Here is a 21,594-nt window from a genome sequence, read left to right as displayed (position 1 = left end):
AAAAATAAATTTACATTATATTACAACCCAATATTTACACCAAAAACAATGGTTTTTAATTGTGGAGCAGAGTAAAAATCTACACCCTGGGTAATGTTACTTGCCAAAAAGTCGGCAGTAACTTCCGGATCCCAACCTTTGTATTTGGTAATGGTAAATAAGTTTTGCGCACGGAGGTATACCCTTAGACTTTCTAATTTAATTTTTCTAATCAGGTTAGCAGGTAAATTATAACCTAAAGTCACCGCTTTCACTCTTAAATAGGAACCATCTGAAATATAGCGGCTGGAAGGATTGGTACCATTGGCGTAAAATAATCTGGCCTCCGGCACCATCGTTTTATCACCGGGTTTTTTCCAGGCAGCTAATTGGTCAATTGTTTGGTTATCAAAGCCATTACTACCACTGGCTGACATGTATTGCCCGCCACCATTATAAATATTATTGCCGTACACTCCTTGCAATAAAATATCTACATCAAATCCTTTGAAAGTAAAGGTGTTTCCAAATCCATAAATGAATTTAGGAATTGGGCTGCCTATCACTACATCCTGGGCAGCATTATAATCATTGGTAGTGCTCCTGTCTCTGGTGCCATCAGCCTTCAAAGTATTTTTAATGTATAATGCATCACCGTTGGCGGGGTCTGCTCCTGCAAATTCACGTGCTACAAAAACGCCAAGTGGTTGGCCCTCCATTGCTTTGTTTACATCTGTACCCAATAACTGGCCTCCAAGATTAATTACTTTGTTTTTGTTAGCACCAAAATTCAGAGAGCTTGTCCATCTGAAATTTTTATTGGAAATATTGGTAGTATTAATGGTAAATTCTATACCGTTATTTTTCAGTCGGCCAATATTTTTTAATTGCGTAGCAAAACCACTGGTGCCGGGTATTTCCTGATTCAATAATAAATCGCGGGTATCGCGGTTGTAATAATCAATTTCAACGCTTACACGGTTATTGAACAAACTGGCTTCAATGCCAATATCAGTGCCATAGGTGGTTTCCCATTTTAGATCGGGATTGGCAATTTGCGTAGGATGTTGCCCCGGCTGGCCACCATAAGGTGCATTTCCAGCATACAAACCTCTTGCAGCAAAATCGGGAATACGATCGTTACCATTACCGGCATAACCGGCTTTAATTTTCAAAAAGCTAAGCCAGCTTACATCTTTTAAGAAATCTTCTTCCGTTAATACCCATCCTGCAGATGCGCCTAAGAATAAACCATACCGGTTATTGGCACCAAAACGAGACGAACCATCATAACGGCCTGTAACAGATAAAAGATATTTATTATTGAATTTATAGTTTATTCTTGAGAAATAAGAAACCAGGGTACTAGAAGTGGAGGAAGAGCTGGCGTCGGTTTTAGATGCGGCATTGATTAATTTTTTGTAGGCATCACTGGGGAACTGTTCACCATTAGCGCTGCTGAAATCGAAGGAGCGGTCGGTGTAGCTGGTACCCAAAATTACATCAACATCATGCTTCTGTTTAAAATTAGCTTTATAATTAAAATAGTTGTTGGTGGTTAAATTCAACACCTGTGTAGTACCATAAAAACCACTGCCATTGGGTACGCCATTATTTCGGGCAGTTAATCTTCCATAATAACTTTCTTCAAACTGATTCAATTGGTCAACACCAAAGTCGGTATGAAAACTTAAGTTCTTTGTTAAATTGGCGGTAGCATAAAAAGTACCAACAGTTCGGTTTACCAAAGTATTATAAAAACCATCAATAACACTTAACAATGGGTTGTAATACACCGGATAATTGGTATTGGGGGCTCCGCTATTGGGGTCTAAGGCACCACTAATTAAACCGGTACGGGGGTCAATTAATGGTGTAATGGGTGATAAAGCTACAATCTGTAAAGGGGTAGAAAAAGCATTATCATTCGATACCCTGCTGTTCATAGAACGGGCAAAAGCCAAATTTACACCTGCTGTTAACCAGTCTTTTACTTTATGTTCCAAATTGGCCCTGCCGGAATATCTTTTATAACTGTTGCGCACCAATATACCGGTTTGGTCTAAATACTGACCTGATACATAAAATTTTGTTTTTTGGTCGCCACCGGAAATATTCAGGTCATATTCAGAAATGGGCGCATTTTGAAAAGCCTGATCCTGCCAGTTGGTATTTACTTTAGCAGTTTGCCAGTCATTATTACCGGCAGAGTAGCGGGTAAACCGGCTATTGACAAAATTTAAATAATCCTGTTGAGCCGCCTGAAGTGTAGAATAATAACCGGCCAGATAATCCTGATTAGCGGCACCTAATGCTGCCTGGGTAAAATAATCTACATATTGTTTTGAATTAAGAAATTCGCGTTTACCTGTTGGCTTTTGGGTTCCGGTATAATAATTAAAATCAATTCGGGAGGTACCGGCTTTCCCTTTTTTAGTGGTAATTAGCACAACACCATTAGAAGCACTGGCACCATAAATAGCTGTAGAAGAAGCATCTTTTAAAATTTGAATGGATTCAATATCATTCATATTTAAATCTGCCAATGCATTGGTAGCAGCGGTAGTACTGGAAAGGTTATCGGTAGTAATCGGAATGCCATCTACCACATACAGCGGCTCATTACCTGCTGACACAGAAGATGCACCTCTGATTTTAATATTAATGGCCTGTCCTAATTTGCCGTTTTGTTGTGATACCAATACGCCGGCAGCCCTGCCCTGCATGGCACTTTCAAAACTGGTAGCGGGAGTATTGGCTATTTCTTTAGCTGTTACTGTTGAAACAGCCCCTAATACATCTTTTTTAATTTTGGTACCATATCCAACCACCACTATTTCGTTGAGGCTTTTATCTGCCTCCGCCATTTTAATGGTAAGTGGTTGACCGGTTAAACGAACAGCCATATCGCGATAGCCTACATAACTAATTTCTAAGGTAGTAACCGATTGGGGTACTACAATTTTGAAATTTCCTTCTGCATTGGTGGTGGTAGCCTCATTGGTACCTTTTGCTTTAATAGTAACACCCGAAAGTGGTTTCCCATCTTGTTGGTCGGTAATAGTACCGATTATGGTTACGGTGGTTTGGGCCTGTACGTGCAGCATAAGCAACAATACAGCACTCATAATGAGCAACAGCTTTTTTCTCATAAATGTTGTTTTAGTTAAACGTAAATACTTGCCAGTGAAGCAAACTACAGAAAAATCTTTAAAAAAAATAAAATTGTGAAGCTTAAAAATTAAGAACGGCTGATAAAAAGTAAGAATGGTTTAATAAAAAGTGTTTATGTTGATGTGCCCACAAAAAACAGGCGGTAAGAATACCGCCCGGAATTGAATAGAAAATTAAAACACGAGAGAAAAAAACAAATATTTAAATATTTTTTACTGTTTTTGGAGAATAAGTTTGGTAGGGCCATTATCATATCCGTTTCCACCGGGACCGTCTGCTTTTAATTCCATGGTTAAAGTAATATAACCTGTACAGGAAAATACATATCCGGCTATATTTCCAGTAGAAGTTTTTGCACCGGTACCAACAGCAGTCATATTATAACCGCCGCCATAATTTCCAAAATTTGTTTTTGGAACCGAGGCAGTTCCTGAAGCGGGGTCTACATATACAATTAATGGGCTTACTACTGTTCCATAAGCTGGGTTAGGATATACCTTACTTATATTTACTTGGTTAGGCCCTGGGCCATCTGTTACCTGCACCAAGGCACCCGGATTCCAATCTGCCCAATCATCTCTTATTACTTTATAAGTACCGGCAATAGGTGCCACAAACGGACAAACCACATAAGCACTGAAAGAGAAAGCACTATGATAATAGAAACCAGTTACCAATCCACTACCACTGTTATTGCCCGTATTATTTACATCATAGGTTTTACCACTTTTGGTAGTAATTCGATTATAGAAAGTGTAATTGGCACCGGGCTGAATGGCGGATGCACCACCCATAGCAGCTGCCAGTTCTGCACCTGTTACTGTAATGGTAGTTTGAGGACTTGTATAACTAAGGGTCTTTACCTTCTTCCATTGGGTAGTATCATAAGATGTTCCTGCAACAGCAAAAACAGTAATACTGGTAATTGCTTCGCCATTGGGGTATTGGTGAACAATAACTCCAACTGTAGAATTAGATAAAGATGCATAGTTCAGATTTTGGTTAATGGTACTATCTAACACTAAATAAGACCCTACCCCAAAATTTTTATAACTGCTTAAAGGATTAATATCTCCCCCCGTTTTTTTACAGGAGTTGGTTACTGTTATTAAACAGACAACCGATAAAATATATATTAGCTTCTTCATGTTCATAAATTTAATCATTTATTTAATAAAGTTATCGGGGTTATTATCCCAAAATACTTTGTTTGCTGCATCGCCAGGTGTTTTTTGTGCCGGCGCATTTGAGTTTCTGTTTACAAAAACAGAAGGATAAAAGAACGAACGCATAAAGAAACCTGGAGAAGGTGTAGTTACAGCCAATTGCACATTAGAGGGTTTACCTGTTCTTCTTAAGTTGTTATAAGCCTCAACACCATTACCCCACAAAGCAATATAGTATTCATTCATCACTATATTCATTTGTGCATCTGCATTTGGTGCAGCATCATAGTTATTCAACACTAAATTAATGTAATTATTAATTTGTGAAGTAGTTGGAACTTGAGCTGCAGGAACACCTGTAAAACCAATAGATGCAGGAAAATTAATCACTTTATTAATAGAGGCAGTTACACCACTTTGTAATAAAGATCTGGCAGAGCCCTGTGTGGTAATACCGAGTGATAAAGCAGCCTCAGCTTCTAAAAAAGCAGTGTAAGAAGAAAGCCATATTGGATTGATTCCAGCACCCCCGGCACCCATACCTAATGAAACTGATTGAGATTGATCATAATCAAACTGTCCACCCGCAGGATAAATACCCCAGGCAGTTCTAAAACTTCCATCTGGAGGGGCTCCGCTGTTATCACCATGGTCACGTCCTAAATAACCTTTACCAACTACGCAATAGGGTGTTTGATCAGGCACACTTGGATACCATGCAGGAAAATTAGAATTACCATACAAAGAATTGCCAAAACATGGGGCGGTTTGTTGATTGGCCCAGCTATAATTGGTTACCTGACGATAAAAATAATACCTGGCTCTGGGATCTGCATTACTGCTTGCATTATTGGCAATATTAACAATACCATTATATTTTTCAGCAGTTACTGCCCAAATAAAGTAATTACTTAAATACTCACCTACACCTCCACTATTTACATAATCTATACCATAATGTTCATGCCTACTATCCGGAGCGGTTAAATTTGTTCCGTATTTAAAAACAAAATCCTGTGCCGGGGTATTAATTAAATTATTTTCAGTTAACAAAGCCTGAATTTTAGGCCCAACAGTATTATCTACCAAGCGAGCCTGCATATAGAACTTTAGCTTCAATGTTTTGGCTAATGTTAACCATTTTACAGCACTGCCATTATAAAATAAATCGCTGGCAGGTTTTGCTGTTGCTGTTTTTTGAAAATCAGCGATTGCACTATCCAAAAGCGATTGTACGGCAGTATAAATAGCTGCACCGCCATCTACTTTAGGATTGGTATTGGCAGCACCTAATACTGCTTGTGAATAAGGCACATCTCCAAAATCATCTACCAAAGTGCCATAAGTAAATGCCATTAGTGTTCTGGCAATACCGGAATGGATGTATTTTTTTTGTTGAATGGCCAAAGGCAGCATGGCGGTAGCATTCACCAGCATACTGGAATAGGCGGTTGTCCACATACCATCAAAACTGGCAGGTTGATAGGCGTTTTTATACAAAGGCCCACCCCAGTTTTGTTGTCTGCTTAATTGTGCACCATAATCAGAAGCAGTAGTCCAAAAGTTATTAAAACTTATTTCTACCTGATTTAAGTACAAGTCTACATCGGCCGTAGATAGGCCCGGATAGTTTGGATTATTTAAATTATAATCCAGCTGTTTGTTACAGGATACAAGGGTAAGAAAAATCCCCAATCCAATAAATAATTTTTTATAAGTCATTTTACGCAGTTTTAATTTAAAAATTAGAATGTTACCCTAATACTGGCTCCGTAACGACGTGCGGAAGGACCAGTTAAAAATTCCATTCCTCTTCCATTACCTACTCCCAAACCATTCACATCCGGATCAAAATGAATATACTTAGGGAAATTAGGTGCATAATACCAAAGATTACTTCCGGAAAGTGAAACTGAAATGCTACCAAAAGGTAAGTTCGTTAACAATTTTGCAGGAAGTTGGTAGGATAGAGAAGCTTCTCTTAACCTGATACAGGTTGCATCATAAATAGCAGTTTCATCAGGAGCGCCACCGGTAATGCTATTACTAAAAAATGCCTGTGTAGCTGATATCTGTATATTATTTGGCTGACCATTTGCTAAAACACCCGGTAGAATATATGGGGCTGCTCTATCAAACTGTGTATCTTTTGTTACACCGCGTCCTAACAAGGCACCTGAAGTACCAGAGTATAAATCACCTCCTGCAGTATAATCCCATTGCATTCTAAATGAAAACGCTTTATAACTTAATTCACTGATACCGGTTAATTTGTATTTAGGGTTCGGATCGCCTATAATACCAATATCATTTGCAGCAACATAGTTTCCATCAACACCAACTAAACGCTGTTTTGTTTTGGGATCCCTTTGTATGTATGATCCCATAATAACCCCTAAAGGTTGCCCGTTTATGGCAAATGTTCCCTGGTTTGAATAACCGGAAGTATTGATTCTGGTGATATAGCTGGGCAAATCACTCACATTGCTTCTGTTCAATGACCACAAACCATCTAAGTGCCATTTCCATTTTTTACCTCTAATAACATCATAACCCAAAGCCATTTCTATTCCCTTATTGGTTACAGTACCTGCATTAATTTGTTGGAACGTATAACCGGTTGAAGGGTCTAAAAATCTATTTAAGATTTGATTATTAGCTACTCTTCTATAAAATGAGAGGTCTAATGTTAGTCGGTTATCAATAAATCTGCCCTCAATACCGGCCTCTGCTTCTTTTAATAACTCAGGTTTTAAATCCGGATTGGGCAATTGCGTTTGTAATGAATTCACATTAATTGCAGTTCCACCCCCTGTAATAAATGAACGTGTACCAATATTTAAAGAAGGTCTGGTGCTATACGGATCAGGGAAATTAGCACTGGTTGAATAACCTAACCTAAACTTTAAATAATTAATTTGCTTATTGCCTTGCAGCCAATTGATTACGCTGGTAGGGATAAAAGATACACCCACATTTGGATAAAATAAACTACGATTGCTTTTTTCAACAGTAGAGGCCCAGTCGTTCCTGCCTCCAAAGTTTAAAAATGCATAATCTTTATATCCTAACTGCCCTTGTGCAAAAGCACCCATCAATAGTTTTTCTGTATTATAGTTTAAAGGAGCACCTGCTTCACTATTGATATCATGAGTAATAAAGTTGCCGTGGTTCATTAATCCATAAACCAGTTGCTGTGTGCTCGTCATCCCGGTCTGTGAAAAATTATACTTTCTGGCATTGAAACCCGCATCTAAGTTTAAGTTGAAGTTGCTGTTAAGGTTTCTGTTAAAATTCAACAATACAGTATGATCCATAATTGTATTCAAAGCAGTAGAGGTGCGTAGTATACCGGTTGGGGTAAAAATACCCCCTTTGTTTTGCGCATACATTTGAGATTCGGTATAATTATCTATACCAACATGATAAGATAAATTAATACCCTTCGCCAAATCCAACCCAATACGCATTTGGCCAAATACACGGCTCACTTTGTCATCTGTAAATGAATTGTATAAAGTCCATCTGGGGTTTTGAATATCATTACTTCCCCTATAATATACAGAAGAGTGGTCAAAAGGATTTTCGTAAGGTAATCCCATTAAATCTACAGCCGTAGGGGTATACATTACGTTACCGAAAATAGATGTATTGGCAGGGTTGTTACCATAACTATTACTGGTGGGCGGTGATTTCACATCATCAGACACATAATTCAAAGTACCACTAATGGTTAAATTATTCGTCAATTTTGCACTACCCCCCACACCAAACGTATTTTTAAACATACTATTCATTGGAATATATCCGGCATCACCAGTATAACCATAGTTCATATTATAGTTTAATTTACCGGAAGTGCCTGAAACATTAATTGAGGTGGTACTTGTATTTCCTGTTTGAAAGAAATTGTGCACACTATTATAAAATTTGTATAAATAAGGTGCACCTGCAAATTGAGGAAATACATTTGCAAGGGCTGCTCTGTCATAAGGATGCTTTACAACAGCAGGTGGATTGGTAAATTTAGCCCCCCAATTACTAAAGAATGCAATACCTAAACTTAAATCAAAACCACCGCCATATTGCGTATTATAATCTGGTAATACAGCTTTGGTTTGAAAAAAAGATTGCGAAACTGTAACTTCCTGTTTTTTATGAACTGTGCTGGTTGAACCATTTTTTGTAGTTACTAATATTACACCATTTCTACCGGCAGAACCATATAACGTAGTAGCACTTAACCCTTTCAATATGCTAATGCTGGCAATGTTATTGGGATCTAAATCTAAAAACCTGCTGGAGGTTTGGTTACCATAGGTGAAATTGGTAGATTGATTATTGGTGCCTCCATCAAATGGTACTCCATCAACTACCCATAAAGGCTGTGAGTTGCCGGTAATAGTACTAATACCACGTATATTAATGTTTGTTCCACTACCACTTAAGCCACTGGTACTGACTATACTTACACCAGGTGCCTTTCCGTTTAACACCCTGGCGATATCCCCCTCGGGCCTTGCTTCTAAATCTTTACTGCCCACAGTAGAAACCGCATAACCCAGCGCTTTCTTTTCTCTTTTAATACCTAAGGCAGTTACTACCACTTCGCTTAAATCTTCATTCTCAGGAACCAATGTAATGTTTAAATTTTCATTGGCCCGAACGGTCATTTCGCGTTTGGCAAAACCCACACTTGAAATTTGAATAACTGAACCTTCTTTAAGGTTTAGTTTAAATTTTCCATCAGCATCGGTAGAGGTACCTTGCTTTGTTTTTTTGTCTACAATAGAGGCACCATCTATCGGCTTGCCTTTATCGTCTGTTACTTTACCCGAAATTGTTACTGTTTGGGCATGTACACCTGCAAAAAGTAGCAAGAGGGCAGAAAAAACCATCAATAGTTTTTTTCTCATGTTGCGGTAGTTTTGGTGAATTAATCCGTTTATCACGTTATATGACCACTCAAATTAAGATTTAGCTGTTTAGAAAACAAAAAATAATTTAACTTTTTTTATTAAAGTTGATTAAATATTTTTTTTGCATGTATTTGCAATGTATTTCAAGCCTTTATAGATAACATTTCGTTAACATTTAGTATTTTTTAATCATTACCTTAAAAAAGTCATATTGTCATATTAATATCTCCCGTCATGCCATTCCTGCCGAAAAAGAACAACTCGCGGCATTGTGGGTATTTTTTTACCCCATTTCATCAAAAAATATTTTGCCATCTGCCTCATTATTGTAATTTAGTGGTGGAATTTAATGGGTTAGTAAGTAAAGGGGTCGGCTTATCAGCTGGCCCTTTTGCGTTAATAATACCCCCTGATCAGATCAGATACAATAACAATCATGCTCCAACCACCATTCAGCCATTGCAAATGCATTGCGAACATAGAGACCAATGCATTGAAAAATTTTATATCTGCATGCTTCATTTCTTTCGCACTATTTTCCAAACTTCTATTCTATCTCATTCCTCTTTCAAAATGTGTTTCTTGATGATTACAAATAGATATCTATGAAAAATACAAATGCCACTGCATCACATTATTCATGCAGTGCACTGAAAAAATATTTGCACATCATTTACCGATAACCACCATTCCAATTTTCAGAAGTACCATTTTCTGTTACAGCCCTGTAACTTTGATGTTATGAGTAAAATTAAAACTGCTTTTTTTTGCGGCAACTGTGGCTATGAAAGTGCTAAATGGCTCGGCAAATGCCCGGCATGCAATAACTGGAACACATTTATTGAAGAAGTAATAGACAAAGGCAATAACAAAGAACAAAACTGGAACAGCTATGGCACACAACAAAAAAACAACAAGGCCATAGCGTTAGATGCAGTTACGCATAACGAAACACAAAGAATTACTACTACCGATGCTGAGCTCAATCGTGTACTGGGTGGTGGTATCGTTGCCGGCAGTATTGTACTGGTAGCCGGCGAACCGGGTATTGGTAAAAGCACTTTGTTTTTGCAAATTGGTTTGGCTTTACAATCGCTTACTGTTCTTTACATCAGTGGCGAAGAAAGTGAACAACAAATTAAAATGCGTGCAGACAGAATTCAGGCAAAGCACTCTTCTTTTTATTTACTTACAGAAACCACTACTCAATCTATTTTCAACGAAATAAAAAAATTGCAGCCGCAATTGGTGATTGTGGACTCCATTCAAACATTACAATCGAATTTAATTGATTCCGGCGCCGGCAGTATTTCGCAAATACGCGAATGTGCAGCAGAATTTCAACGCTTTGCCAAAGAAACCAACACTCCTGTTTTTTTAATTGGTCATATTACCAAAGATGGCACCATTGCCGGACCTAAAATTTTAGAACACATGGTGGACAGCGTGTTGCAATTTGAAGGCGACCGCCATTATACTTACCGCATTTTACGTACCCTTAAAAACAGGTTTGGCAGTACCGCCGAATTGGGCATATATGAAATGACAGGCGAAGGCATGAAAGAAGTAACCAACCCATCTGAAATTCTTTTAACACAACGCGATAATGAATTAAGCGGCAGTGCCATTGCTGCAACGGTTGAAGGTATTCGGCCTTTATTGATTGAAGTGCAGGCACTGGTTACACAAAGTGTATATGGTACGCCACAAAGAACGGTAAGCGGATTTGATTTAAGAAGATTACAATTACTTTTAGCAGTGTTGGAAAAACGAGGTGGCTTTTTATTTGGCACCAAAGATGTGTTTATTAATATTGCCGGCGGCTTGAAAGTAGAAGACCCCTCTATTGATTTGGCTATTATAGCAGCTTTGCTTTCTTCTTATGAAGATGTGGCATTGCCCCCGCATATTTGCTTTGCCGGTGAGGTTGGTTTAAATGGCGAAATAAGAGCCGTTAACAGAATTGAACAACGCATTGCTGAAGCAGAAAAATTAGGATTTGAAAAAATATTTGTATCTCGTTATAATAAAAAAGGTGTTCAACCGGCCAAACATCGCATTGAAATTGTTGCATTGGGCGAAGTGCAGGAACTATACCAACGTTTATTTTAAAATGCAGTACCCACTTCACCACTATCCGTAAAAAATAAATTCAATGCAATTTGTATGTGTTTTATTTTTATTTTTAAAGCATGATGCAATTATTAAAAAATTACTGGCACAGCTTTTCAAATCTTTTTTTTCCGCAAAACTGCGAAGGATGCGGTACCGATGTATTGCCAACTGCATCCCTGCTTTGCCCGCAATGTTTACTGCAGTTGCCTGCTACCGGATTTTTTGCAGTTGCCGATAACCCCGTTGAGCGCTCTTTTTATGGTAGGGTACCCATTGCAGCAGGCGGTGCTGCCTTTTACTTTACCAAATATTCGCTGTTACAGCATTTGCTGTTTCAATTAAAATATAAAGGGCACAAAAAAATGGGCATCTGGCTGGGCGAACAAGTTGGCAGCCAACTTGCTACAAGCAACCGTTTTCAGCCAATAGATATCATTGTTCCATTACCGCTACATCCCAAAAAAGAAAAGTTGAGAGGCTATAATCAGGCTGCATGCATTGGGCAGGGCATCAGCCGTATTGTACATAAACCTTTGGTAACCAATGCACTTACAAGAGTTAAGCATACCCAAACACAAACCCAAAAAAACCGATCAGAACGCTGGCAAAATATGGAAGATGCCTTTACGGTATTGTTACCCAATATTTTACAACACAAACACATTTTATTGGTAGATGATGTAATTACCACCGGTGCCACTTTGGAAGCCTGCACCACTATACTATTATCGGTTCCGGTTGCCTCTGTTCGCATTGCAACAGTGGCTTATACAATTTAATGCCCTTTATTCAAAAATTAAACTTTATTCCCCATCATTTGTTACTAACTTCAAACCTGTAAAATTCCTATCATCATCACACAAAAAATAAAGCACATGAAGTATTTTTTAACTATTGTAACCATTGTTGCACTAACCTCATTTACCACCATGAAAAGAAGCAACACTATTTATCAATTTAAAGTACCTTCTATTAATATGGGTACCATTGAGTTTGCCAAATATGAAGGCAAAAAAATATTAGTGGTAAATACGGCCTCAAAATGCGGCTTTACCCCTCAATATGAAGCGTTAGAAAAATTGTACGAAAAATACAAAGACAAATTAGTTATTGTAGGTTTCCCCTGTAACCAGTTTGGTGGCCAGGAGCCCGGCAGCAGTACTGAAATTGTACAATTCTGCAAAAAAAATTACGGCGTTACCTTCCCTTTAGCTGAAAAAGTTGATGTAAAGGGACCTAATATTTCGCCGGTATATAAATGGTTGTGCAACAAATCTGAAAACGGTGTTTTAGATGCCACCATTACCTGGAACTTCAATAAGTTTTTAATTGATGAACACGGTAAATTATTGGCTTATTTCCCCAGCACCGTTACACCCGATAGTCCCGAAATTTTGAAGTACCTGAATTAAATAGGTGCATAAAGATTTTTTGAAAAGGAAGATGTTTATACCGCATCTTCCTTTTATTTTGTACCTATCATGGAACTGAAGGATATTATTGGACAAACCGCATTGAAAAAGCAATTGGTAGCAATGGTGCAACAAAACCGTTTGGGCCATGCCTTATTACTGATAGGGAAAGAAGGCAGTGGTGCTTTACCGCTTGCCGTTGCTTTTGCCCAATGGATGGTTTGCCAACCGGGTAAACATGCCTCTGCCCCTGCCGCTGCACTTTTTGGCGAACAGGAATCTTCCATTGAAAAAACCGATTTTATTAGCCCGGAAGCCATCAGTAATATGCCTAATTTTTCCAGGGCTACCCAATTCATGCATCCTGATTTACACTTTTCTTATCCCGTTATCCCGAAAAAAAGTGGCGATAAACCTATTAGTACCGACTATTTTAAGGAATGGAAAGAATTTATACGGCAATACCCTTACGGTAATGTGTACGACTGGCTTCAATTTATTGGGGCGGAGAATAAACAGGGTAATATTACAGCAGAAGAGTGCAATGATATTATGCGGAAACTGAATCTAAAAAGCTTTGAAAGCGCTTACAAAGTATTGGTTTTATGGATGCCTGAATATTTGGGGAAAGAAGGTAACAAACTTCTGAAATTAATTGAAGAACCTCCTGCTAACACCTTGTTTATATTAGTGGCTGAACAGGAAGAAGGCATTTTACCCACATTAGTAAGCCGGTGCCAGCTTATTAGAGTGCCACTCATAGAAAAGCAGGATATTGAAGCTGCTTTAATTGAACGGGCATATTTACCTGCCGATAAAGCAGCGCTAATTGCCGGTGTTTGTGGAGGTAATTACAGGGAAGCATTGCAAATGATTCAACATGCGGAATCTGACTGGCAAAGTTTATTGCGCGAATGGCTGAATGCTACCTTAAAAGCGGGTCCCGCCGCCCAACTTAAGTTTATTGATGAAATGACTAAAACAGGCAGGGAAAAACAAAAACAGTTTTTGCGCTATTTCATTCATTTACTGGAACAAAGCCTGCATATTCGGTTACTGGGCATTGAAGCAGCTACCTGCCTGCCCACGGAAAGCGATTTTGCCCAACGCCTCAATAAAATTGCTTCCGTAACCCAGCAACAGGCTATTGTAGAAGAGTTAGACAATGCTATTTATTACATTGAACGCAATGCCAATGCTAAAATGTTATTTATGGCACTCACTATTAAACTACAATACATTATACAAAACAAAGTAACCTTTCATGTTTAAACGGTAATGGCAATAAATTCCCTATTTTTGAATTTGTAGAAAATGGAATGAAGGGTTGTGCCCCCAACATCTGTTACAAGATGTACGGAGCGAAAACGGAATTTGTACCTGATGCAATTGATGTATCCATATATTTTTCAAAAGCATACACTGTGTTATGGAACGCCATAGCTCACTACTGTTCTGAACGTTGAAGGGAGTGACACAACAGGCGCCGAACAAGGTACTACTGCCCGCAACATACCCTACTATCGCTACTTTCTACATTGGCATTTACAATTTAATTGAACCATTAAACTTTAGATACAATGGGATGTGGATCATGCGGCACCAAAAAACCGGGCGGTTGCAAAAGCAATGGAGGATGCAGTACCGGCGGTTGTAACCGGTTAAATGTACACGACTGGCTGCGCAATTTGCCCCTTACCGACCCTGAAAGCGATTGCAAAGTAGTAGAGGTTAGTTTTAAACAAGGCAGCAGAAAAGAATTTTTTAGAAATACCACCCTGCATTATTTTGAAAAAGGCGATTATGTTACCGTAGAGGGTGTTTCAGGTTTTGATGTGGGTGAAGTGGGCCTGAGTGGCGAATTGGTTCGCTTACAAATGAAGAAAAAAGGGGTTGACGAATTTAACCCTGAAATGAAAAAAATATTACGCCGCAGTACTGATCGCGATTTGGAAAGCTTTTTCATCAGCAAGGACCGTGAACCCGGTGTTCAGGCTCGTAGCCGGGAATTGGCCCGCCAGCTCAATTTACAAATGAAGTTGAGTGAAGTGGAAATTCAGGCAGATGGTAAAAAAGCTACCTTTTTTTATACCGCTGAAGACAGGGTTGACTTTAGAGAATTAATAAAACTATTTGCCGCAGAGTTTAAACTGAAAGTAGAAATGCGGCAGATTGGCATTCGGCAAGAGGCAGCCAAAGTTGGCGGCATAGGCAGTTGTGGCCGCGAACTGTGTTGCAGCACCTGGTTACAGGATTTTAAAAGCGTAAACACTACCGCAGCACGTTACCAAAATTTATCAATTAACCAAACCAAATTAAGCGGACAGTGCGGCCGTTTAAAATGTTGTTTGAATTATGAGTTAGATACCTATTTAGATGCCCTGCAACATTTTCCCGACAATGCCGATTCGTTGCAAACCACCAAAGGCAATGCCTTTTTAATTAAAAAAGATATTTTTAGGAATTTGATGTGGTACATGATGGATGGCGGCAGCAAGCACTATCCGTTAACCATTGAACGCGTTAAAGAAATTAAACGAATGAACGCACAAAACATTCGTCCGGATGATCTGGAACCGGTAGATGTAGTGAGCGGCAAACCCAAATTAATTGAACCACAGTTTGTAGATGTTGTAGGGCAAATTACCCTGAAGAGCTTAGAAAAAAACAATAAGCGTAATAAACCCGAGCAACGCCGCGATGGCCGCAACAATGAGCAGCGCCCGTTGAACAACAACGACAATAGGAACCGAAACAATAACAATCGCAACGAAAATAGAAACGATAACAGGAACCGAAACAACAATAACCGGCCCGATAATAGAAACCAGCCACAACAGCAAAGCAGGCCCGTTAGTAAACCAAATACACCCAAAGGGCGTGAAAATAAAGACCAGCCATTGGGTGAGTAATAACGGCAATGAAAATAGTATCATAAAAAAAGAGGCAGCGTTTTTGGCATTGCCTCTTTTTTATTTGGGTAATCAGCTCAACAGGTTTTGTTTACAATACCTCCATTTGTGCATCTACAAATTCCATTAAAGTTTTAATGTGTGCCGGGGAAAGATCAAATTGTAAACCTGCTGCAGCGTAAAGTTCAGGCAGGGTTTTGGTACCGCCTAAGCTTAAAGCACGCATATAATTTTGTAAAGCCTGTTGCGGGTTTTGAATGTATTGCATCCATAAACCAATAGCACCCAATTGGGCTATACCATATTCAATATAATAAAACGGCACTTCAAACAAATGCAATTGCCGTTGCCAGCCAATGGCACGATAAGCATCTAACCCGGTGTAATCAATAGCATCGGTAGAAAATTCTTTTAAAATCCGCATCCAGTTTTCGGTTCGTTCGGCTACTGTATGGTTGGGGTGTTCATATACCCAATGTTGAAATTTATCAATAATGGCAATCCAGGGAAAAATGGTAATGGTGCGCTCTAACTGATGTTCTTTGGCTCTTTTTAAATCGGCAGCATTGTTAAAGAAAGCATCCCAATGGCTCATGGAAAATAGTTCCATACTCATACTGGCCACTTCAGCTATCTCCATCGGGTATTCTTTAAAGGCAGAAAGCGGTAAATGATGCGCTAAAAAAGAATGAATGGCATGGCCGCCTTCGTGCACCATGGTGGTAACATCACTCATTTGTCCGGCTGCATTCATGAAAATAAAGGGAGCGCCGCTTTCGGCTAACGGACAATTATACCCGCCGGGTGCCTTGCCTTTCCGGCTTTCCAAATCAAAATGATGCAGTTCCTCCATCTTCAATAAACAATCCGCAAAAAACGGGTTCATTTGCCTGAAACAAGCCACTGATTTTTCCAACAATTCCTTCCCGGTTTTAAAGGGGCGCAGGGGTTCTGTTCCGGCCGGTTCGGCTTCAGTATCCCAGGGGCGCAGGCTATCTAACCCTAACTTCACCCTTTTCTTTTCATAAATTTTATTAACAATGGGTAATACGTGCAGTTTTACAGCTTCATGAAACTGAAAGCAATCTTCTTTGGCATAATCAAACCGGCCAAGTTCCACAAATTTATAATCGCGGTAATTGGCAAAACCCGCATTCAATGCCACCTGATGGCGTTTTTGAATCAGTTGGGTATACAAAGCATCCATCGCATCTTTATCCTGCAAACGCCTTTCCTGAATTTTATGGTAAACCGATTCCCGCAGGGCTCTGTTGCTACTTTCTAAAAACTGTGCAGCCTGCTGTAAGGTATATTCCCGGCCTTCCACTTCCACCGTCATTTTCCCGGCAATTACCCCATATTGTTGTTGCAATACGCCTAATTCGGCCTGAATAGGAATATTCGCTTCTCGAAACAATTCAATATTTTTTTTAACAGAACGGATATAAGTAAAATATAAATCCTGATCCAACTCTTTCAAATAAGGCGATGCCACTAATTTTTTATTCAAGGCATCAGCATAGGGTTGTATTTTGGGCTGAATTTCCATGACAAAGAAATTATACGCCTCTTCCAATGCCGGATTGGTGGTATCACAGGTCATTTTAATCTGCCGCCAGCAGGCATCTTCACTTACTACTGCTTCCAGTTCACTCATGTCCCGCAACCAGTTTTCTAACTCACCCACACTATGAATAGGCCTTTCTTTCAAATTCAAAAAATAAGGTTCCAGTGCCTCCCAGGTGGTTACGGTAAAATCTGCCGGTAAAAACTGGCGGGGTAATTTCTCAATATTTGCATTGGCAATCATGGTTTCCTGCATGTGCTATTCGTTTTAATTTTCATTTAAAAATCATGGCTTTATTCAATGGTATAGCCTGTTTACCTGTAAAAAGGGTACAAAGGTACAAGAATGATGCAGCAAGGCAGCCGAATAAACTTTATTTTTACATCTTCTAAATAAAGCAGTGCAGTGAGCGATTTTATACAATTATTACCCGATAATATAGCCAACCAGATAGCAGCAGGTGAAGTAATACAACGGCCAGGCAGTGCCGTAAAAGAATTGTTGGAAAATGCAGTAGATGCTGGCGCCACTAAAATTAATTTAATTGTAAATGATGCCGGTAAAAGTTTAATACAGGTAATTGACAATGGCAGTGGCATGAGTGAAACCGATGCCCGCATGGCTTTTGAGCGGCACGCCACCAGCAAAATAAAAGCCATAGATGACTTATTTCGCATAAAAACCATGGGTTTCCGGGGCGAAGCGTTGGCCTCGATTGCTGCTGTGGCACAGGTTGAAATAAAAACCAGGCAGGCCGAAAACGATTTTGGCACTTATTTGCTGATTGAAAACAGCAAAGTTTTGCAGCAGGAACCCTGCGCCTGTGCACCGGGCACCAGCATCAGCATGAAGAATTTGTTTTTTAATGTGCCCGCCCGAAGAAACTTTTTAAAAAGCAATGCTGCTGAAATGCGCCATATTATTGATGAATTTATTAGGGTGGTGATGGCATTTCCGCAGATATTTTTTAGCCTGAGCCATAATGGTCAGGAAGTTTTTCATTTAGAAGCCGGATCGCTGAAACAAAGAATTGTACAGGTTTTGGGTAATCAATACAATGCCAAATTGGTTTCGGTAAAAGAAGAAACAGATTACATGAACGTATACGGCTTTGTGGGGAAACCTGAAATTGCAAAAAAAACAAGAGGCGATCAATATTTTTTTGTGAATGACCGCTTTATTAAAAGTGCCTACCTGAACCATGCCGTTACCACTGCATTTGATAGTTTAATAGCAAAAGACAGTTTCCCAACCTATGTTTTGTATATAGATGTTGACCCCTCGCAGATAGATATTAATGTACACCCCACCAAACAGGAAATAAAATTTGAAGACGAAAAAATTATTTATGCTTTTGTACAGGCAGCCGTAAAACATGCACTGGCACAGTTTAGTATTGCGCCGTCATTAGACTTTACACTGAATGCCGATATACAGCAATTGGATGCCGTTAGTAGACCTATGACATCTACTCAGAAAGAACAAACACAAGCCTCACAACTTTACCAAACCTTTACACAAAAACATCAGGCACATTTTATTGAGAAAAATGATAGTTCCGAATTAAAAAACTGGCGTTCATTTTTTGAAAAACCCGCTGCAGCAAATTCATCAGAAATATTGGGTATTGACGCACCACTTTGGCAACCGGCTGCAGAAAAGAAAACAATATTTACCTTACTGCCCAATGCACCCTTATTGCAAGTACACCAAACTTATATTATTGCCCCTACTACCAGCGGTTTTGTACTCATACACCAACAATTGGCGCATGAACGTATTTTGTATGAAAAATATCAGGCCGCACTACACGTAAAACCGGTAGCCGCACAAAAAAATTTATTTCCCTCCACCGTTGAATTATCGGCTGCCGATGCCGCTTTGCTAACCGATTTACTACCCGAATTATCGAAAATAGGCTTTCAATTAGAGGCATTTGGTAACCACACTTTTGTAATTCAGGGAACCCCTGCCGATGTATTACAAGGCAATGAAAAAAGAGCCATTGAATTACTGATTGAACAGTTTAAGCATTTTAGCAGCGATATTAAATTTAGTAAACGCGAAAAACTAGTACGGTGTATGTGTCGCCAACAGGCCATTAAAGCCGGAAAAGCACTGGGGCAGAAAGAAATGCAGCAATTAATTCACGATTTATTGCATTGTGAAACGCCCAATTATACCATTAACGGCAGCCCTACGTTTTTAGAGTTTAAAGAAGATTATTTAGACCATATGTTTGGGAAGAATTGATAGAAAGAAAAGTGTTGTAAGCTCTTTTACCACATCTGTTTTCATCTTTGGGACACCCTAAAAAAATTTGCCAATAATTTGATACACTTCAGCTTGTTCATCACTCATTTTTAGCAATTTTGATTTAGTATGTTTTGATTCGGGGAGGGTATATGTTATTTCATACATATTATGAGTTGATTCAACTACCTTTCTTAGAGATAACCTAGATTTCTCTTTATAAAGAACCCGTTCTAATTCCTTGTAAATACAATACGCAGTAAAAGTAATACAAATGTGAGCTTCAATACGATGGCGCAGTCTGTGATATACTGGCCTTATCCTTAAGTCGGTTTTCGACATTCGAAAAGCTTTTTCAATATGCCATAAGTTTTTATAGTTTTCAACGACTTCCTTATCCGATAATTTTGTGTTAGTGATATAGCCTTTTAATCCATCCCAGGCACTGTCTTGTTTGAACTTTTCATAATCAATTTCAATTGAGATTTCACCGTCCAATTTTAAATACTTGTTGTAACCCTTATTATTAATGCTTGATTTGGTGAGTTTACCGGATTTTATTTGCTTCTCTAATCGCTGTAATCCTCTTTTTCGGTTATGTTCATCTTTAGCAGCTCTTTTGTTAGCATAAGTTACAATCAGGCGTGTGTTAGATGATTTTTTTATTACCATCATTCCACCATCTATCAGTTTGTGCGCAAGTATTTTTTTTTAATTTTTTCAGGCTCACTTTTTAATTAATCTGGCTCCAATGATATATCCATAATTCTTTTCCTCAAGAGCAAGAATATTGTCCTTGGATAACAATCCGGAATCAGCAACGATGATCGATTTGCCAAGATTAAATTTACCGGTGATTTTTTCAATAAAAGGGGTGAGTGTATGGCCTTCATAAATATTACCTTCGAAGATATCATAGCCGATTGCATAACCGCCCAATCCTACAAGTAAGCCTAAAAAAAATTTCGGATTCTGATGCTTGCCATCTTTGCTAAACCCGGCTTTTCGCAAATCGTCTTCATCAATTGCTTCAAAATAAAGCGTTGTCATATCATAAAAAGCAATACTTATTTTTGGTCTAAAATTTTTAATGTATAAGCAAAAGCTATCTGTTCTACCTGTCCTTTTAAATTGTTATTGAGCTTGTTTAAAAAACGGTAAATGGTGTCTATATTAAGCATGACACTTTGAAAGCGATATAAATATTCAATAGTTTTTAATTTACTTAAAGGAAAAGCCAGCCACGCAATTACAAGATGCCTAAATAAATCTTCCTTTATCTTATTAAAGCCAATACTTTCATATATTTTACCGAAAATAATTTCTGGCCCAACGGCTCTGTCACTTGCGCTTCCAATGGTTTCAAATACCTGTTCAATGACTGTATCATTTTCTCAAACAAATAATTTTGACTGACCATTTAATCGTTCTATTTCCTGCTTTCCAAGAAAAACCAATTTTTGAATTTGCTGTTCATTATCGCTATTGCCAATTGTTTTAACAACCTTATACTTCCCTCTTTGCTTAGAAATTATTTGTATAGAAATACTGCCGGACTTATTTTTCTTTTTTCTTAAAAACATCTACAAATATAGCAGTAGGACACTCATTTTCAAAACCCAACTCAATAGTAGCAAGGATTTCAGAGTATCATTTCAAAAAGTGCGGAAAACAGGAGAGTTACTGTTCTGCTCAATAAAAAAGCAATAGAAAAAACACTATCTTCCCGAGTTTTTATGATGAGGTGTTTATACATTTGTCATCCAAGCCATTCGATAATTCCCTGATGCTGTTTTAAAAAATCGGATAAAAAGCAAGGCATTACATATTTATCTGTTGAAACAACCGAAATTTTTAAACAACCAGCCAATTGTCCTTTGTGTGCCAAAGTTTTGTAATTGATGGCATACACTTGATTCAAAATGTTTTCAGCAGTAATCGCAATTTCTTTTCCAAAATCGGTAATAAATATTTTTCTTCCAACAATTTCTGTCAAAGGGATTTCAAATTGGTCTTGAAAGTTTTTGAGTTGAATAGACACAGCCGGTTGTGTTAAATGGAGTTCTTCGGCTGCTTTGGTAATGCTTTGAGTTTAAG

Annotated in this window: 12 protein-coding genes and 1 pseudogene; 6 read left to right on the top strand and 7 right to left on the bottom strand. The window is 38.5% G+C overall.

Translation table 11 applies throughout. The annotated features are described in order from the left end of the window. Positions 1-20: 20 nt before the first annotated feature. The 4 genes from AC3QLY_RS05625 to AC3QLY_RS05610 form a co-directional block, all read right to left on the bottom strand. Complete coding sequence (locus AC3QLY_RS05625; protein ID WP_492990897.1) at positions 21-3,131, bottom strand: SusC/RagA family TonB-linked outer membrane protein; 3,111 nt, start codon at positions 3,129-3,131, stop codon at positions 21-23. Between the two features lie 234 nt (positions 3,132-3,365). Next, positions 3,366-4,301, bottom strand: a complete 936-nt coding sequence (locus AC3QLY_RS05620) for a hypothetical protein (protein ID WP_141676791.1) — start codon at positions 4,299-4,301, stop codon at positions 3,366-3,368. A gap of 18 nt (positions 4,302-4,319) precedes the next feature. Further along, positions 4,320-6,041: a SusD/RagB family nutrient-binding outer membrane lipoprotein gene (locus AC3QLY_RS05615; RefSeq protein ID WP_074418333.1), complete on the bottom strand. Its 1,722-nt coding sequence runs from the start codon at positions 6,039-6,041 to the stop codon at positions 4,320-4,322. Positions 6,042-6,064: 23 nt separating this feature from the next. Continuing rightward, complete coding sequence (locus AC3QLY_RS05610) at positions 6,065-9,235, bottom strand: SusC/RagA family TonB-linked outer membrane protein (protein ID WP_288072887.1); 3,171 nt, start codon at positions 9,233-9,235, stop codon at positions 6,065-6,067. Between the two features lie 744 nt (positions 9,236-9,979). Between AC3QLY_RS05610 and radA the strand changes: the two genes are divergently transcribed. The 5 genes from radA to AC3QLY_RS05585 all read left to right on the top strand — a co-directional run bounded on the left by radA (position 9,980) and on the right by AC3QLY_RS05585 (position 15,677). After that, on the top strand, positions 9,980-11,350 hold the full coding sequence (gene radA, locus AC3QLY_RS05605; protein ID WP_288072885.1) for a DNA repair protein RadA: 1,371 nt from the start codon (positions 9,980-9,982) through the stop codon (positions 11,348-11,350). 80 nt (positions 11,351-11,430) lie between these two features. After that, on the top strand, positions 11,431-12,132 hold the full coding sequence (locus AC3QLY_RS05600) for a ComF family protein (RefSeq protein WP_218331676.1): 702 nt from the start codon (positions 11,431-11,433) through the stop codon (positions 12,130-12,132). A 96-nt stretch (positions 12,133-12,228) separates the two neighbouring features. Next, a complete protein-coding gene (locus AC3QLY_RS05595) occupies positions 12,229-12,765 on the top strand; it encodes a glutathione peroxidase (RefSeq protein WP_492990893.1) in 537 nt (178 codons plus the stop codon). Positions 12,766-12,834: 69 nt separating this feature from the next. Beyond that, positions 12,835-14,037: a DNA polymerase III subunit gene (locus AC3QLY_RS05590; RefSeq protein WP_288072883.1), complete on the top strand. Its 1,203-nt coding sequence runs from the start codon at positions 12,835-12,837 to the stop codon at positions 14,035-14,037. 308 nt (positions 14,038-14,345) lie between these two features. Next, positions 14,346-15,677, top strand: a complete 1,332-nt coding sequence (locus tag AC3QLY_RS05585; protein ID WP_218331682.1) for a PSP1 domain-containing protein — start codon at positions 14,346-14,348, stop codon at positions 15,675-15,677. A 91-nt stretch (positions 15,678-15,768) separates the two neighbouring features. On the opposite strand, the gene AC3QLY_RS05580 is transcribed toward AC3QLY_RS05585, so the two are convergent. After that, positions 15,769-17,499, bottom strand: coding sequence for a M3 family oligoendopeptidase (locus tag AC3QLY_RS05580; RefSeq protein ID WP_228733242.1), 1,731 nt, complete (start codon positions 17,497-17,499; stop codon positions 15,769-15,771). Between the two features lie 150 nt (positions 17,500-17,649). Between AC3QLY_RS05580 and mutL the strand changes: the two genes are divergently transcribed. Beyond that, positions 17,650-19,497: a DNA mismatch repair endonuclease MutL gene (mutL, locus tag AC3QLY_RS05575; protein ID WP_492990890.1), complete on the top strand. Its 1,848-nt coding sequence runs from the start codon at positions 17,650-17,652 to the stop codon at positions 19,495-19,497. 57 nt (positions 19,498-19,554) lie between these two features. Here mutL and AC3QLY_RS05570 read toward each other — a convergent pair. Both AC3QLY_RS05570 and AC3QLY_RS05565 read right to left on the bottom strand, forming a co-directional pair. After that, positions 19,555-20,589, bottom strand: a pseudogene (locus AC3QLY_RS05570) (IS1634 family transposase). 667 nt (positions 20,590-21,256) lie between these two features. Further along, on the bottom strand, positions 21,257-21,580 hold the full coding sequence (locus tag AC3QLY_RS05565; RefSeq protein WP_288072582.1) for a LysR family transcriptional regulator: 324 nt from the start codon (positions 21,578-21,580) through the stop codon (positions 21,257-21,259). Positions 21,581-21,594: the final 14 nt, after the last annotated feature.

The sequence above is a fragment of the Hydrotalea sp. GW822-HT8A01 genome, from assembly GCF_058798575.1.
Note: the sequence above shows the minus strand (reverse complement) of the source record. Positions and strands in the feature narration are given on the sequence as shown.